The organism is Sorangium sp. So ce394 (assembly GCF_051474665.1).
GTDB classification, from domain to species: domain Bacteria; phylum Myxococcota_A; class Polyangia; order Polyangiales; family Polyangiaceae; genus Sorangium; species Sorangium cellulosum_D.
On the sequence record NZ_CP150339.1, the window covers coordinates 11,601,427 to 11,616,870 of the forward strand.

General features: G+C 71.9%; 11 protein-coding genes. 3 read left to right on the forward strand and 8 right to left on the reverse strand.

The features are described 5' to 3' along the window. Window positions 1-344: 344 nt before the first annotated feature. The 3 genes from WMF33_RS42910 (at window position 345) to WMF33_RS42920 (ending at window position 4,258) form a co-directional block, all read left to right on the forward strand. Complete coding sequence (locus WMF33_RS42910; RefSeq protein ID WP_437334003.1) at window positions 345-2,255, forward strand: protein kinase domain-containing protein; 1,911 nt, start codon at window positions 345-347, stop codon at window positions 2,253-2,255. A gap of 291 nt (window positions 2,256-2,546) precedes the next feature. After that, entirely contained in the window at window positions 2,547-3,515 is a 969-nt protein-coding gene (locus tag WMF33_RS42915; protein ID WP_437334004.1) for a D-2-hydroxyacid dehydrogenase, read from the forward strand. A 491-nt stretch (window positions 3,516-4,006) separates the two neighbouring features. Beyond that, complete coding sequence (locus WMF33_RS42920) at window positions 4,007-4,258, forward strand: hypothetical protein (RefSeq protein ID WP_437334005.1); 252 nt, start codon at window positions 4,007-4,009, stop codon at window positions 4,256-4,258. Between the two features lie 149 nt (window positions 4,259-4,407). Here WMF33_RS42920 and WMF33_RS42925 read toward each other — a convergent pair whose 3' ends face one another. From WMF33_RS42925 to WMF33_RS42960, 8 genes are all read right to left on the reverse strand, one after another. Continuing rightward, window positions 4,408-5,424, reverse strand: coding sequence for an aldo/keto reductase (locus WMF33_RS42925; RefSeq protein ID WP_437334006.1), 1,017 nt, complete (start codon window positions 5,422-5,424; stop codon window positions 4,408-4,410). A gap of 185 nt (window positions 5,425-5,609) precedes the next feature. Further along, window positions 5,610-7,019 carry a DUF1552 domain-containing protein gene (locus WMF33_RS42930; RefSeq protein ID WP_437334007.1) on the reverse strand — a complete coding sequence of 470 codons (1,410 nt, stop codon included), beginning with the start codon at window positions 7,017-7,019 and terminating at the stop codon, window positions 5,610-5,612. Further along, window positions 7,016-8,719: a DUF1592 domain-containing protein gene (locus WMF33_RS42935; protein ID WP_437334008.1), complete on the reverse strand. Its 1,704-nt coding sequence runs from the start codon at window positions 8,717-8,719 to the stop codon at window positions 7,016-7,018. Before WMF33_RS42935 ends, WMF33_RS42930 begins: the two co-directional genes overlap by 4 nt. A 265-nt stretch (window positions 8,720-8,984) precedes the next feature. After that, window positions 8,985-9,818, reverse strand: a complete 834-nt coding sequence (locus WMF33_RS42940) for a BPTI/Kunitz domain-containing protein (RefSeq protein WP_437334009.1) — start codon at window positions 9,816-9,818, stop codon at window positions 8,985-8,987. A gap of 209 nt (window positions 9,819-10,027) precedes the next feature. Beyond that, on the reverse strand, window positions 10,028-10,804 hold the full coding sequence (locus tag WMF33_RS42945; protein WP_437334010.1) for a BPTI/Kunitz domain-containing protein: 777 nt from the start codon (window positions 10,802-10,804) through the stop codon (window positions 10,028-10,030). Window positions 10,805-10,940: 136 nt separating this feature from the next. Beyond that, window positions 10,941-12,632, reverse strand: a complete 1,692-nt coding sequence (locus WMF33_RS42950; protein ID WP_437334011.1) for a metallophosphoesterase family protein — start codon at window positions 12,630-12,632, stop codon at window positions 10,941-10,943. A 94-nt stretch (window positions 12,633-12,726) separates the two neighbouring features. Continuing rightward, window positions 12,727-14,016, reverse strand: coding sequence for a c-type cytochrome (locus WMF33_RS42955; protein ID WP_437334012.1), 1,290 nt, complete (start codon window positions 14,014-14,016; stop codon window positions 12,727-12,729). Further along, window positions 14,013-15,380: a DUF1501 domain-containing protein gene (locus tag WMF33_RS42960; protein WP_437334013.1), complete on the reverse strand. Its 1,368-nt coding sequence runs from the start codon at window positions 15,378-15,380 to the stop codon at window positions 14,013-14,015. The genes WMF33_RS42955 and WMF33_RS42960 overlap by 4 nt, the downstream gene beginning before the upstream one ends. Window positions 15,381-15,444 lie beyond the last annotated feature (64 nt).

A 15,444-nucleotide genomic window follows, 5' to 3' on the forward strand; every position in this document is an offset into this window, starting at 1 on the left:
GAAGCCTGCGGCGGCGGGAGGCACGCGGTGGCGAGGAGCCTACGGCGGAGAGAGCTACCGCGGCACGGCAGAGAGCTACCGCGGCACGGCAGAGAGCTACCGCGGCACGGCAGAGAGCTACCGCGACACGGCAGAGAGCTACCGCGACACGGCAGAGAGCTACCCCGGCACGGAGGAGAAGATGCGACAGCGACCGCTCGCGCTCGGTCTTCGTCCCGTCGCCGCGCCCATGGCATGATGGCTCGAGATGCCGGCAGCTGTAAGTACCGCGACAGTGGGCCCCGCCTCTGCTAGAGCCCGAAGGCCCGAACCCAAGGACACGGGGACGCAGAAGGCTCGAACGCATGCTGTCGCTTGAAGCGGGGAGCGTCGTCGGTGGGAAGTATCGCCTGGAGCGGCCGCTGGCGGGCGGCGCCATGGGCCTGCTCTGGGTGGCCCGGCACCTCCAGCTGGAGGTCGAGGTCGCGATCAAGTTCATGATGCCGCAGCACGCCGACTCCCCGGTCGCGCGGGCGCGGTTCGAGCGCGAGGCGAAGGCGTCCGCCCAGCTCCGGACGCCCAACGTGGTCCACGTCTACGACTATGGGCTCGAGGGCGACACGCCCTACCTCGCGATGGAGCTCCTCGAGGGCGAGGACCTCGCCGCGTACCTCGTGCGCCGCGGGCGCGTCGCGCCGGCCGAGCTGCTCGGCATCGTGAGCCAGGTCTGCAAGGCCCTCCGCCGCGCGCACGAGGTGGGCCTCATCCACCGCGATCTCAAGCCGGCGAACATCTTCCTCGCGCGCCAGGGCGACGAGATCGTCAAGATCCTCGACTTCGGGGTCGCCAAGACGACCGGCACCGGGCTGGCCGCCGACGCGACGAAGACCGGAACGCTCATCGGCTCGCCGCACTACATGAGCCCGGAGCAGGTGCGCCGGAGCAAGACGGTCGACCACCGCAGCGATCTCTGGTCGCTCGGGGTGATCATCTTTCAATGCCTCACGGGCCAGCTGCCCTTCCCCGGCGAGGAGCTCGGCGACGTGCTCGTGGAGATCTGCACGGGCGACATCCCGGTCGCCTCGCAGCTCGCGCCGGATCTCTGGCCCGAGCTGGATCGGTTCCTGGAGCGCGCGCTCAAGCGCGAGCCCGGCGAGCGCTTCCAGAGCGCGAGCGAGCTCGCCCGCGCGTTCGCCTCGGCCGTGCAGCGCGCGGCGGTCCCGGATTCGCGCGATTCGCTGGACTCCGCCGAGGCGCTGGCTCAGGGCGGCGCGCCGGCTCGCGGCGGCCTGCTGGCCGAGGGTGGCCTGCCGGCCCAGGGCGGTTCGCCGGTTTACGGCAGCGCGGTGGCTCACGGCGGCGCGCTGGCTCACGGCGGCGCGCTGGCTCACGGCGGCGCGCTGGCTCACGGCGGCGCGCTGGCTCACGGCGGCGCGGTGGCTCACGGCGGCGCGGTGGCTCATGGCGGCGCGCTGGCTCACGGCGGCGCGCTGGCTCATGGCGGCGCGCTGGCTCACGGCGGGCCGCCGGCTTACGGCGGCGCGGCGGCTCACGGCGGCGCGGTGGCCCACGGCGGCGCGCTGGCTCACGGCGGCGCGGCGGCTCACGGCGGCGCGCCGGGCTCGGGCGGCACTCCCGGCTCGGGCGGCGCCCCGGGCTCGGGCGGCACGGTGGCCCTCGATGACGCCATGGTCCCCGGCGGCACCCTGGTGGCAGGCGGAACGGTGGTCGCGGACCGAATGCGGGTTCCCGGCGGCATCCCAGGCCCGGGCGGCACGCTGACGGCGAGCGGCACGCTGGAGGCCGTGGGAGGCGCCCTGCCCCCGCAGCCAGACCGCCGCCCCCCATCATCGCGGGCGTTGCTCGCCGTGGCTGCCAGCGTGCTGACGGTCGGCGTAGGGGTCGCCGCCGTCGTCCTGCTCCGCTCGCCTGCTCCAAACGAGCCCGCCACGCCGGCGGCCGCGCCCCCGCTCGGCGCCACAGAAGCCGCCGCGCCTCCGGCCCGCGTGCCGGAAGAGCCCTCCCCTCCGCCTCCCACCGCGAGCGCGCTTCCCGCCGCTGCGGCGTCATCGTCCCCGGCCGCCGCGGACCCCTCCCCGGCCGCCGCCGACCCCTCCCCGGCTGCCGTCGACTCCGCCCCCGCCTCCTCGGCCGGCCCCCCCTCCGGCGCCGGGAAGGCCCCCCTCAAGCCGGCGCGCCCGCCCGCCAAGCGACACTCTCCGGCCGCGCCCTCCAGCAAGGGTGCTCCCGAGAAGGATCCGACCTTCGGCTTCTGAACGACACGAAGCGGAGAGCGTCACGGCGCCTCGCTCGCTCCCCGCGGCTTGAGCTCCACGCGCACAGCCCCCTTACCCCTGCTCCCGCTCGCTCGTGCCCATGACGAGGCTATCGCCAGGCACGAGCGCGCGCATCGGGGTTGAACGAGAGGCTCCGTTCCTGCCGATTGTCTCTCATAGCAGACATATATCCGTTATAGTAGACAAACGACCGATCCTCGGGGATGCTCCTGCCCTTGTCAGCGCCGGCCGCTCGAGCGCCGCGCTTCGCCAGCACCTGGAGGCCTGATCATGTCTGCATCTCTCACGATCGCGCTCGGCGTAGAGCTACCTGCGGAGATCGTCGAACGGGCGCGGAAGGTGGCGCCGGGCGTCGAGCTATGGACCGCTGCCGAGCTCGAGCGCGATCCCAGCGGCTATCGGGAGGCCGAGGTGGCGCTGATCACGGGCTGGCTCGAGCAGGCGCACCTGCGGGAGGCCCGGAAGCTGCGCTGGGTGCAGACCGTCGGGGCCGGCGTGGAGCGCCTGCTCTCTCCGGAGGTCGTGGCGCGCTCCGAGCTCGTGATCACCAACGCGAGCGGGGTGCATGCGCAGCCGATCGCCGAGCACGTCTGGGGCTTCTTGCTCATGTTCACGCGCAACCTGCACCTGGCCGCGGCTCGGCAGCACGAGGGCGTCTGGCAGAGCCAGACGTACCGGGAGACGCTCAGGAGCCTGCGGGGCAAGACCCTCGGGGTGCTGGGCCTCGGCGCCATCGGTCAGCGCATCGCGAGCATCGGGCCCGCCTTCGGCGTGCGGGTCATCGGCCTGAAGCGAACGAAGGAGCCCGTCGAGCACGTCGCCGAGGTGTACGGCCCGGACGACCTGGAGGCGTTCCTCGCCCAGTCCGAGCTGCTGGTGAACATCCTCCCCCTGACGGCGAAGACGCGCGGCTGGATCGGGCGGCGCGAGCTCGCGACGCTGCCGCGCGGCGCGTTCCTCGTCAACGTCGGTCGCGGCGCGACGGTGCAGACCGACGCGCTCGTCGAGGCGCTGCGCTCCGGTCACCTGGCGGGGGCGGGGCTCGACGTGACGGAGCCGGAGCCGCTGCCCGCCGAGCACCCGCTCTGGAAGCTCCCCAACGTGATCATCACGCCGCACTACTCCGGCGCCCATCCGGGCCATTACCAGCACCTCGGGGAGCTCTTCCTCTCGAACCTGCAGCGCTATGTGCGGGGCGAGCCGCTCGTCAACGTGGTCGACAAGCAGGGGGGTTACTGATCGCCCGAGCCTGCGCTTCGCCCCCGCGATCGCCGCACGGGCTTCCCGCGAGCAGCGCAGCGGCGCGGCGCGCTCCGCCGCTCGCGGTGATGGGGCCGAGGTGGTCGAGGCGCGCCGGATTGGTTCGCTCCGCACGACCCGTCGCAGGTGCGGCGCGAGCTTCTCGTTATCCTCTTGGCTCAGAGGGCGTAGCCGCCGCCATCACCGCAACCCCCGCCGGCGGCGACGCGGCGACGCGGCGACGCGGCGACACGGCGGACAACGCGCGCCGCGGCTCCCGCTTGGGACTTCCATGTTTCTCGATTCCTGTGTCATCATGCTCAATGCTGGCGGCGCTGGATGCCGAATCGCCGCTGGCGAGATTCGGCTGATCGCGAACAACGTGTGGCATGACCGAGAAAGGTGTTCCAATGAATCGAGGCTCGTCTTCGGGGCGTCTGTCCAGGAGCCGCATCGGGCGCTCCCTGTCTGTCCTCCTCTGTGCGCCCCTGGTGGTGCTCGCGCTCGCCGGTTGCGGCGGCGAGGAGCCCTCCTCTTCCTCCGACTCCGAGGCTGAAGAATCCACGCCGAACGAAAACACCGACATGAGCTGGGAGGAGTTCCAGGCGAACGCCCACCGCGACAAGGAGACTGGGCTCACCGTCATCGACGGCTTCGAGCGGCGGCTCAACGACGCGGAGCTGCGTGCCGTCTATGAGCGCTATGTTCAGACCGGAGCGCTCGTCGTGGACGGGCGGCGCTGACGACATCTCGCAGGGGTACGACCGATAGCCCGATCTGACATATTGCGTCAGCAGCGCGTTCGGCGGCCGGGCGGCTCGGCGAGTCCTCTCGCGCATCCAGAGAATGAGATCCAGCCTCGGCGACGCGGGTACCATCCCCTCCGCGCCGTTCAAATCTTCGCCGACGTCATCCAGTGGGGGTTCTTGGTCGTTCCATCGAATCGCTCCGTCGTCTTGAACTGCTCGTGCTCCCCCTTCGCCCCGAGCGGGGCCGTGCGCGCGAGGATCTCCGAGACGCGCTGGCTGCTGAGCGGCTGGAACGTGTACGCCGCCTTGATCGCCTGTTTGAGGATGCCCATCGAGTCGCAGCCGGTGATCACCACCGACGTCGGCAGGCTCATGGGATAGTGCAGGCAGTCCATCGGCGACACCGCCCCGGTCTTCGCGATCTCCCCGCTGGCGAACGGCTTCATCCCCAGCACCCCGATGCCCTGCTGCGTCAGCGCCGGGAGGACGTTCTTCTCGAAGCTCCGGTAATGCGGATCCATGACGTTGAGCGGCATCTGCACGGTGTCGAGCGGGACGCCCTGCCGCTCCGCCATCTTCAGCATGGCGAGGTGGATGTCCGGGTCCTTGTGGCCCGTGAAGCCGATGAACCGGATCTTGCCGGCCTTCTTCGCGGCCACGAGCGCCTCCATCGCGCCGCCCGGCCCGAAGATCTTCTCGGGATCGCTCATCCGGATGATCTCGTGCATCTGCACGAGATCGATGACGTCGGTGCGCAGCCGACGCAGCGACTGCTCGAGCTGCGCCTCGGCGGAAGCGCGGTCCCGGCCGTCGAGCTTGGTCATCAAGAAGACCTTCTGTCGATAGCCGTCCTGGAGCGCCTTGCCCATCCGCTCCTCGCTCTTGCCGTCGTGGTAATCCCAGCAGTTGTCGAGGAAGGTGACCCCGTGATCGATCGCGAAGCGGACGATCCGGAGGCTCTCCTGCTCGTCGTCCGGGATCGCCATGTGGTACCCGCCGAGCCCGAGGAGGCTGACGTTCACGCCGGTCCGCCCGAGCGGCCTCGTCGGCATCACCCCGCCGGCCGGCAGCTCGACGTCCTTCTCCCCGGGCGCGCCAGGCGCCGGCCCCTGCGGCGGCTCCTGAGAGCCCCCGCCCGCAGATGCGGCGTTTTGCCCCACCTGCGCGCTTCCTCCACAGGCGCTGAGCGCGAGGCCCGCGCCCACGGTCTGTACGAATGCCCGTCGAGAAGGTCGCTTCGTCATAAAAGGCAGCGCTCCTTTTGAAGACGAAGCCCGTGTGCAGGGCGTGTGCCACGCGGCGCGGCGCGCGTGAACGTGAGCGCGCCGCGCCCTGGCCGCGCCGATCAGGCCTTGAGCTCGTCGAACTCGCCCGGCTCGCCGAACGCGCCGAAGTTCTCGATCGGCCCGCCGCCCTCCTCGGTGCAGCCGACCGCGTTCGCGAGCGTCGTGAGCAGCTTGTTGTGAGGCGCGTCCTCGTCCTGAAGCGTGTTCTGCTGCCGCGTCACCTTGATGTACTGCCCCGTCTTGAAGTAGCCGCCGCAGCTCCCCGCGATGATGTACGGCAAATCGCGGAAATCGTGGATCTTGCCGTTGGAGAGCTCGTTCATGAACACGACGGCGCTGCTGTCGAGCACGGACGTCCCGCCCTCGTCGTAGCCCGCGAGCCGGTCGAGCAGATAGACATACTCGCCGATGAACCAGCGATCGATGTCGAAGAGCATCTCCTCATAGCCGTCCACGACGCTCCCGGTGTCGTCGTCCCTCGTGTTGCCGTGAGAGAGCTTGTGGTGGTTGTACTCGTGGTTCATCCCATCCCACTTGAAGATGGGCCCGTACGCGCCCGCGCCCCACTGCAGCGTCGCCGAGCGCGTCGCGCGGGTCGCGATCGCCAGCGCGAGGATGTCCATCTGCATCCGGCCGATCTTCTTGAACTCGGCGTCGAACGACACCGTCGCCGGGTCGACCGCCTCGATCTCCGCGGCCCGCGCCGGCGGGAGCTCGCGCGGGATGAGCCCGGCGTTGCCCATGCCCACCTCGAGGTCGCGCACCGTCTGGAAGTGCATCTCGAGCTTGTCGCGGTCCGCCTTGCTGAGCTTCTTCTTGAGCAGGCCCTCGTACTCGGCCCCGACCAGGTCGAGCACGCTCTGGCGCCGCTTGGTCAGCCGCTCGAGCGCCTCCTCCTCGACGTTCGTCACGCCGATCAGGTCCTGGTACGCGAGCCACGGGTTGTTCTCGCCGGAGACGGGCTGCTCGCTGCCGGTGTACGAGATGTGCCCGCGCACGTTGGGGACCCGCGCCCCGACCATCAGCGTGAGCGCGGGCGTGCCCGGCGGGTTGAGCTTGTTCGCGATGAACTGATCGAGCGAGATCCCCGCGGCGTACTGGCTGCCCTGGACGAGCGGCTGCGCCGTGAGCTTGCAGCCGATCCCCTTCGCGTGATCGTCGCCCGCGCTCGGATCCCACCCGAAGCCGCGCGGCGCCATGTGAATGCCCCGCGGGATCAGGAGCTTGTCCCGGTACGAGGCGAGCGGCGCTATCGCGCGATCCGCGCCGAACGAGGCGTCCGTCAGGGCGCCGTACCGCGTGCTCGGGAAGAACCGGCCCATGTTCACGCCGTTGCACATGAAGAACGCGATGAACCGGCGCGGCGCGGCCTCCGGACCGGCCTTGGCGTCGCGAGCGCGCAGCGACTCGAGGAACGGCAGGCCGAGCATCACCCCGCACGCGCCCCGCAAGAACGTTCTGCGATTCATTGGTCCACCTCTTCCACAGCGCGATACCTGAACGTCTTCGTCTGGGTGAGCGCGACGAGCAGCTCCTTGATGTTGTAGCCGGACGCGCCGAGCTTCGCGTCGAGGTCGTCGATCGTGCACGCGTCCTCGCGCGAGAGCTGGCGGGCGTTGCCGTAACGGTACCAGTTCGTCAGATAGCAACGCTCTGCGACGGGGCTCTCCGCGAGCTGCTTCACGAGGTCGACGGCGCCGTCGAAGCGGATCTCGGCCTCCCCGACCGTCATCGTGCCGGTCGCGTCGATCGGCTCGCCGCCCTCGTCCTCGCGGTACCGCCCGACCGCGTCGTAGTGCTCGAACGCGAAGCCCGGCGGGTTGATCACGCCGTGGCACGAGCTGCACGCCTTCGCCGACGTGTGCGCCTCCACCTGATCCCGCGTCGTCCGGATCTCGCCCTGCTTGGGCGGCAGCTCCGTGTTGATGTTCGCCGGCGGGTCCGGCAGGTCCGCGCAGAGGATCTGGCGCTGGATGAACACGCCGCGGTGGATCGGCGAGGTCTCGCGCGCGAACGCGTGCGAGGCGAGGAAGCCGGCCTGCGTGAGGAGCCCCGCGCGCGCCGCCGGGTCGAGCGGCGTCTCGACGAGCTCGCTCGTGAACGACCCCTCCACGCCGTAGATCGGGGCGAGCTTGTCGTTCACGAACCCGACGGGCGCGGTCATCAGCGTCCGGTAGTCGCCCTCCATCTCCAGGATGACGTGCCGGATGAACGCCTGCGTCTCGGCCAGCATCGCCGAGGACACGCTGGCGTCGAAGCCCTCGTAGAGCGCCGGATCCTTCGAGAGATCCGCGTAACGGCTCATGTGCAGCCACTGGCGGTGGAAGTCGTCGAGCGCGCTCACCGCCTTGGGGTCGTCGACCATGCGCCGCGCCTCGGCCTCGATCCCCTCGGGCGAGCCCAGCGCGCCGCGCTCCGCCGCCGCGAGGAGCGCGTCGTCGGGCAGGCTGTTCCAGAGCAGGTACGAGAGCCGGGTCGCGACCTCGTAGCCGTCGAGCGGGATGATCTGCTCACCGTCGAGCTCCTCGCTGAGCTCGACGCGGTAGAGGAAATGCGGCGACTGGAGCATCGCCTCGATGACGTGGCGGACGCCCTGCTCGAACGGCGTGCCCGACTCGAACAGGCCATCGCCGCGCGCGTAGGCCGCGGCGTACGCCGCCTCCTGCTCGGCCGAGAGCGGCCTCCGGTAGACGCGCTTGCCGAGCTCCCGGATGAGCTGCCGGGCGCACGCGGCGCCGTCGCCCTCCGGGGCGCACGGCAGGATGTCGCCGAGCACGGCCTGGTCGACCACGACGTCCGCCGCGATGGCCTCGGCGGCGCGCCGGTAATCGCGGGCGAGCCGGTCGGACACGACGAGCCCCTTCGCGTTGTTGTCGAACCCCTCGAACGCCGGATCCGCGAGGAACGACGCCGAGGCCTTCATGTCCTTGCCGAAGAGATCCCGGATCGAGTTGTCGTATTGCGCGTGCGTCAACCGCGTCAGGCGCGGGGTCGGTCCGGGCGCGGTGACGCCCGGCGCGCACTGGACGCCGGCGCCGGATCCGCCATCGCCGGCGCCGGTCCCGCCACCTCCCGCGCCGATCCCGCCGTCTCCATTCGGTCCCGAGCACGCGGCCGCGCTGGAGAGCGCGAGGGCCACGAGCAGCATCCTCGGGGTGCGTCGATTCACGGGCAGCTCCCTTCGTGAAGAGGTCGAAGATGTAAGAATCTACAAGAGCTTCAAGCCCCAGGCTATCGGGCGCAGCCGTCCAGCGTCAACGCGCGGCGACCGCGCGAACGGCATTTCCCGCGCAGTTTCTGGACTTCGTTCAGCGCGAATGCCCGGCGCGCTGATGACGCGCTGCGCGCGGGAGGCGCCGTGGTGGGTACCGGGGAGAGCCGTATCTACAATGCATGAAGCTGCGCCTGATGGCGCAGGGCGGGGACGCCGGCGTTCACGGCGAGGACAGCTTCGGCTGACACCTGCCCTCCAGGCACACCGCGGTCATGCCCTCCGGGTACACGGGCGCGCAGGGGGGGCACGCGCCGAAGCCCTCGGGGCAGACGATGGACTCGATGTCCGCGCTCTGGTTGAGGGCGACGATGCCTTTCCCGCTGCACTCCTCGCAGCACCCGACGCCGTCGCGCAGCGCGCAGTCCGCCTCTTGCGTGCACTCCGTCAGCGGGGATTCGCGTACGTCGACGACGACGCAGCGCCCGGCCTCGCACGCGGCGGCGAAGTACTGGCCGGTGCTCTCGGCCTCGCTGACGTCCTGGCACGGCGCGCACGCCACGCCCCCGCCGCACCCGAGGGTGTTCCAGAAATCCGTCGCCAGGTCGCGGTGGACGGCGACGAACTCATGGACGTCGTTCGGGTTGCAGGCGGCGCAGCAGCGCGGCGAGGCGAGGACGCAATCGCCCGGCGCGGCGCAGGCGGCCATGTCCGGGACGTTGCCCTGACAGGCCTCCTGGCACGCCTCGAGCGACTCGAAGCGGTTCTCGTTGCCCTCGCAACCGCCATAGGTGAACGGAACGCACACGCCGGAGCTGGGGTCGTGCCAGTAGCGCGGCATCGCCGCGTCGCAGGGCCCGGGGTCCTGCGGCAGCGAACAGCGGTTCGGCAATTCGCCGCCGGCGCCGCTGCTCGTGGCCGGGCCGCCGCCGCCGCTGCCGCTGCCGCTGCCGGCGACCGGGCCGCCGCCGCCCGCGCCGCCCACGCCGCCCGCGCCGCCGTCGCCGCCCGCGTCCGCGCCGCTGCAGCCCGCGGCGAGCAGGAGAGAGGTAAGCAAGCCAAGGCCGAGGGAGAAGCGCCGCCGCAATCCAGAGACATTGCAACCGGCGCGCCCTCGACCGCCCGAGAAGGCGATCGATCGTAGGGTATTCATACGCATGCGATGGCATGCCAGGCCGCGGCGTGCCAGGCGGCGCGGCACGCCGCGACGACATCATCGACGACATCATCGAGGCGCGGCGCGCCCCTCGCCGGCGCGCTCGTCGCTCACGGCGCCGCGGGGAGCCGCGGCTGGCACCGGCCCGCCGAGCACACCGCCGTCATCCCGTCCGGATAGACGGGCGCGCACGGAGGGCACGCGCCCGCGTCGGCGGGGCAAACCAGGCTCCGGAGGTCCGCGCTCTGGTTCAGCGCGACGATGCCAGTCCCGTCGCACCCCTCGCAGCAGCCGACGCCGTCGCGCAGCGCGCACTCCGCGTCTTCCGTGCACTCCGTCAGCGGCGACTCGCGCACGTCGCGCACGACGCAGCGCCCGCTCTCGCACGTGGCGGCGGCGTACTGCAACCTGCGCTCGGGCTCGCTGACGTCCGGGCAAGCTTCGCACACGACGCTCGAGACGGGGTTCACCCTGTCGTACTCGTCCTTCATCGCGCGGTTGACCGCCACGAGCGAGCCGGCCCCGGTGGTGTCGCAGGGAGGGCAATTGCCCGCGGCCGCGAGGACGCAGTCGCCCGGCGCCTCGCACGCGTCCATGTCCGGGCTCCCGCCGTGACAGGCCTCCTGGCACGCCTCGAAGGAGCCGAAGCGGTTCGCGTTGCCATCGCAGCCGCCATACGAGAACAGCTTGCACACGCCCGTGTCCGGGTCGTGCCAGTACATCGGGATCGCCGCCTCACACGGACCGACCTCCTGGGGCAGCGAGCACAGGGCGGGCAATCCCCCGTCGCCCGGGTCGCCTTGGTTCACCGTGACGAAGCAACCTGCCGCGAGCAGCAGGGAGGGGAGCAAGCCAAGAGCGACCGCGATGGAGGAGGTTCGGAGCATGCCGGCGGAGCTGCAACCGATGTGCCGTGGGCTGCCGGCCGCTCGGACCGCGGCTGACGCGCCCCGGGGCGAAGGGGGGCGCCTGGCCACGGTGTGCCAGGCGCGGCGCGCCGGTCACGGGCGGCCGCCTCGCTCGTCAGACGCTGATCTCGAGCGACGGGAGCTGCTCCCGGAAGAACGCGTTGTACTTCGGGTCGTTGTACCGCTCGTATTCGATCACGAAGGGCGTGAGCTGACTGACTCCCCCCTTGTAACGGATGGTGAGGGCCATCGGGGTGACCTCGCGGTAATTGCTGGTCAGCGGCAGGTCGTCGTTCGTCCTCCCGCCCGCGGAGAACAGCGTGAGGAGCACGCCGTCAGGGTCGTCGTAGACCACGCGGAAGCCCTCCGGGATGCGCTCGTGGCCGCGGATCAGCGTGGTGCAGCCGAGCTTCTGCATGAAGCTCTTGAACTGCCGCTTGCCGAAGGGGAAGCGGGCGTTGGACTTCTGGAGCTCCGCGGGGATGGCGTCGACCTCGCTCGGGTCGCTCCAGAGCATCTGGAACCGGATCTCGGGGTCGTTGAGCGAGGACACCGACTGCCACCGGGCGGCGAGGGTGTCGTCGCGGGGGATGCCCGCGTGGACGAAGAGGATGCGGTCGAAGACCAGCATGTTGGGGAGCGCCTCGAAGAGGCGCATGTACGCCGCGAACACCTCGTTCGGGGCGATGGCCGCGAGCGAGCTCATCGCCTCGGAGGGCCGCACCGGCGCGAGCACGCGGCCGTTCAGCTCGACGTAGTACTCGTGGTTGCCGCGCAGGACGAAGACGTTGTCGGGCGCGGCGAGGAAGAGCTGCATCACCGTGCGCAGGATGCCGTTGTAGCTGAACCTGCCGCGATCGATGTAGTCGCCCAGGAACACCAGCATGATCCGCGGGTTGTGCGCCGGGTCCTCGCGGTACGCCTGCAGCTTGGCGAAGAAATCCGCCTGCATCAGCGCCGCCTTGAGGCACGAGTAGCAGCCGTGCAGATCCCCGACGACGAGGAGCTCGACCTCGTGCGCGGGATCGGGCGAGGCGACGTAGACGTGACCGTCGAGGAACGGCGCCTGCCCGGCGAAGCTCGCGAGGTCCGCCGCGCCGTCGAGCCGGCCCGCGCCGCGCGCGCGCTGCTCGGCGAGCTTCTCCTCGAACCGGCGCATCAGGTCGAGATCGACCTTGGCCTGCTCCGCGAACGTGGCCGGATCGGTCGCGTAGTCCCACTCGAACGCCTTGAAGAACGGGTGATCGAGCTCGCGCGCCTGCTTGCGCGTGGCCGGATCGATCACCACCGCGCCCTGCTCGATGGGCTCGATCTCCAGGTCGTCGATCTCGACCGCGAGCGCGAGCAGCGCGGAGAGCTCGTCGCGGAACTTCTGCTCGCTCGGGTGGATGACGCCGTCGGCGAGCATGAGCCCGTCGACGGTGGCGAGCAGCGCCTCGCGGTTGTCGTCGTCGAAGCCGTCGAGGAGCTCGAAGCAGCGGAGCTTGATCTTCGCGAGGACGAAGTCCTTGGGGTCCTCGCCGTCGGAGACGCTCTCGGTGAAGAGGCCCTGGATCTGGTGGTCGATCTCGGAGAACACCTCGTGGAAGTGCTTGGTCCACCGCGCGATGACGTCCTGGTTCGCCTGGGCCTCGTCGCCGAGGGCGTCGCGCGCGCGCTGCTGGACGAGCTCCTGGATGTGGCCGCGGATGAACGATTTCTCGGTCGGATCGAGCTCGCCGTCGATGTACCCGAACCCCGTGAGGTAATAGATGATGGCGTGCATCTGCTGCTCAGCGAGGCGCGGATCAGGGCTGAACGTCATCATCAGGCAGCTCTCCTCTGGCGGTGGGGCCCCAGGGTAGCGCAAGACGGGCGCGCCGCGCCTGCAGCCGCGCGCTACGGCGACGCGGGCGGGCGCGTCACGGCCGCGCCGACGGGCGCGCGGGCGGCGCGAGGCGCTCGACGAAACCGCGGATCCGCGCGCGATCGGCCTCGGACAGCGCGTGCCCCGGGGGCGGCATGGTCCGCTCCTCGACGACCCGGCGCGCGATGGCCTCCCGGAGCGACGCCCACGCCGCGCGCGTCGAGAGGTCGACGCCGCCCTCGCCGCGCGGGCGGTGGCAGCGCGCGCACGCCCGGTCGAACACCGGCGCGATGTCGTCCCAGGCGGGCCCGGCGCCGGCGTCGTCCGCGGCGAAGCGCCGGAGGGCGCCCGCCGCGAGCAGCCAGACGTCGCCGCTCGGCGATCCGATGAGCCGGCCGGCCTCCGGGAGGCGCGCGCCGCGGGTCGCGCGCGCGCCCGACGCGTCGAGCACGCCGAGCTCGCCGCCGTCGGCGAACCACACGCGCTCGCCGGAGACGGCGAGCCCGTGGAGCGCCGCGCTCGCCCGCAGCCGGAGGCGCAGCACGCCGGCGCCATCCTCGGCGTAGAGCGCCGCCGGCGTCGCCGCGAGCAGCGCGCCCGCGCCCGTCACGGCGAGGAGCGGCGCGGGGCCGTCGGCCTCGAGCGGGTACGATCGCAGCGCCCTCGGGGTCACGTCGAGGGCGAGGACCTCGTCGCCGCCGAGCGCGAACGCCACGCGCCCTCCGCCCGCCGCGAACGCCGCGAGCGGCCCGGTCGCGTAGCGCGTGACGCGCTCGCCGTCCGCCACCGCGATCTCGCCGTCCAGCGCGAAGGCGGCGCCTCCGCCGAGGCCGAGGCCGAGGCCGGCCGCGGCGCGGACCGCGGCGCGCTCGAGGCCGTAGTGGTCGGCGACAGGCTCGAACGACCCCCGGCTCGGCAGCCTGAGCAGCCGGCCCTCGGCGTCGGCGCCGACGATCCACGTGCCGTAGCCGTCGGGCGCGGGCACCACCGCGGCGCTCACCCAGCGATGGGGGGCGCGCTCCACCCGGGCGAGCGCGCCGTTCACGAAGACCGCCGCGGCGCCGTCGTGGAACAGGACGACGCGGTCGCCATCGTCGGCGACCGCGCGGACCGGACCGAGCTCCCCCGGCGCGGGCCAGGCGACCGGGCGCACGGCGAGCGGCGGGCGCGGGGGCGCGGCCCGCGAGGCGCAGCCGGCGAGCGCGAGCACGGCAAGGCAGGCGAGCGCGAGCGCGGTGAGGCGCGCGAGCGCGGCGAGGCAGGCGCGCGCGGCGAGGCGGGCGGGCGCGGCGAGGCGGGCGGGCGCGAGCGCGGCGAGGGGCGCCGCTCGGCGCAGGGGCGTCACGACCGCCGGAGCAGCTCCGGCACCACCTCGCCGTCGCGCAGGTGCTCGAGCGGGGGGATGCCGAAGGCGAACAGGAAGGTGGCGAGCAGATCCGGCGGGGCGATCGGCCGAGGCCCGCCCTGGAACGTCTTGGCCGGGGCCGGCAGGAGCTGCTCCGGGTCGGTCTTGCCGAACGAGATGCCCCCGCGGAAGCGGGGGGAGATCACCATCGCCGAGTTGTTGGGGTAGTGGTCGCGGCCCATCGCCGTGTTGAGCTGCGGCGTGCGGCAGAAGTCGCTCGTCACGAGGATGTGCGTGTGATCCGAGAGCTTCTTGCCGGCCCGGGTCGGGTGCGGGGTCTTGTCGAGCGAGCCGAGGAGGGCGGCGATCAGGTCGAAGAGCTCCTGCTGCGTGGCCGCGTGCTGGCGGTAGTTGCTCGTGTGCGTGTCGAACCCGTCGCTCGCGAAGCTCACGCAGCGGACCACGTTCCGCCGCATGGCCTCGATCGCGAACGCCGCGTTGACGGCCGCCTGCCTGGCGAAGCGGGCCTTGTGGTCGAGCTCCGGGTGCGCCTGGATGAGCTTGCCCCTGGAGAACACGTCCTGGAGCCCGGCGTTCAGCATCCTGCCCAGCGCTTCCGACTGGATCGCGAACCCGTTCAGGGCCTCGGTGTAGCGCGATCGCGCGGCGAGGGACCTGGCCTCCTCGGAGAGGAGCGCGGTCACCGCGGCGCGGTCCTCGTCGGTGTCGTAGTGCCGCGCGCGGGCGAGGGAGCGGCTGATCGTGCCGATGTCGCCGACCGTGAGCGGGACGGCGCGCCGATCGAGGCGGTCGCCCACGAACGCCGAGGGGAACTGCACGGAGACGGCGGGGAAGGTCTGGCTGGCGCCGAGCTCGCTGGCGCAGATGGCGTCGAGGCTGGAGGCCATGACGCGGCCGCCGCTCAGGTGTCGCCCGGTGGTCGCGAAGGCGGTGCCGTCGGGGTGGCTCACGGTGTTCATCGCCAGGCCGTTGACGATGCACAGCCGGTCGTGGAGGTCCGCGAGGGCGCCGATGCCCGGGCCGAACGCGAGGCTCGAGCCCTTCGGCGTGACGGGTGCGAAGCTCTTCGCGCCGCCGGCCGCGGGCGCGTCGACCCAGAGGCGGAGCGGCGCCGTGTCGGTGTTGTCGGTCGTCGCCGGGGTCACGAGCCCCCTGCTCTCGTTCCGCGGGTCGGCCCAGAGCGTCACGTCCCAGCCGCCGGACGCGTGGATGAAGAGGAAGAACTCGCCCTCCGCCGCCTTGCCTTGCGCGGCGAGCGCGCGCGCCGGCAGGCCGAGGAGGCCGGAGAGCGCCGCGCCCGCGGCGGCCTGGAGCAGCGCGCGGCGCGGGAGACCATGGGCCATCGCGAGCGCAGTTTGCGCTCGGGGATGGCGGCGTGCAAGCGAGCGCGGGGCCGCTCGGGGCCGC

Excerpts from the sequence above, each read along its gene's own strand:
- WMF33_RS42910 (WP_437334003.1), top strand. The coding sequence starts at position 345 with ATGCTGTCGCTTGAAGCGGGGAGCGTCGTCGGTGGGAAGTATCGCCTG.
- WMF33_RS42915 (WP_437334004.1), top strand. The coding sequence starts at position 2,547 with ATGTCTGCATCTCTCACGATCGCGCTCGGCGTAGAGCTACCTGCGGAG.
- WMF33_RS42930 (WP_437334007.1), bottom strand. The coding sequence starts at position 7,019 with ATGAATCGCAGAACGTTCTTGCGGGGCGCGTGCGGGGTGATGCTCGGC.
- WMF33_RS42945 (WP_437334010.1), bottom strand. The coding sequence starts at position 10,804 with ATGCTCCGAACCTCCTCCATCGCGGTCGCTCTTGGCTTGCTCCCCTCC.
- WMF33_RS42950 (WP_437334011.1), bottom strand. The coding sequence starts at position 12,632 with ATGATGACGTTCAGCCCTGATCCGCGCCTCGCTGAGCAGCAGATGCAC.
- WMF33_RS42960 (WP_437334013.1), bottom strand. The coding sequence starts at position 15,380 with ATGGCCCATGGTCTCCCGCGCCGCGCGCTGCTCCAGGCCGCCGCGGGC.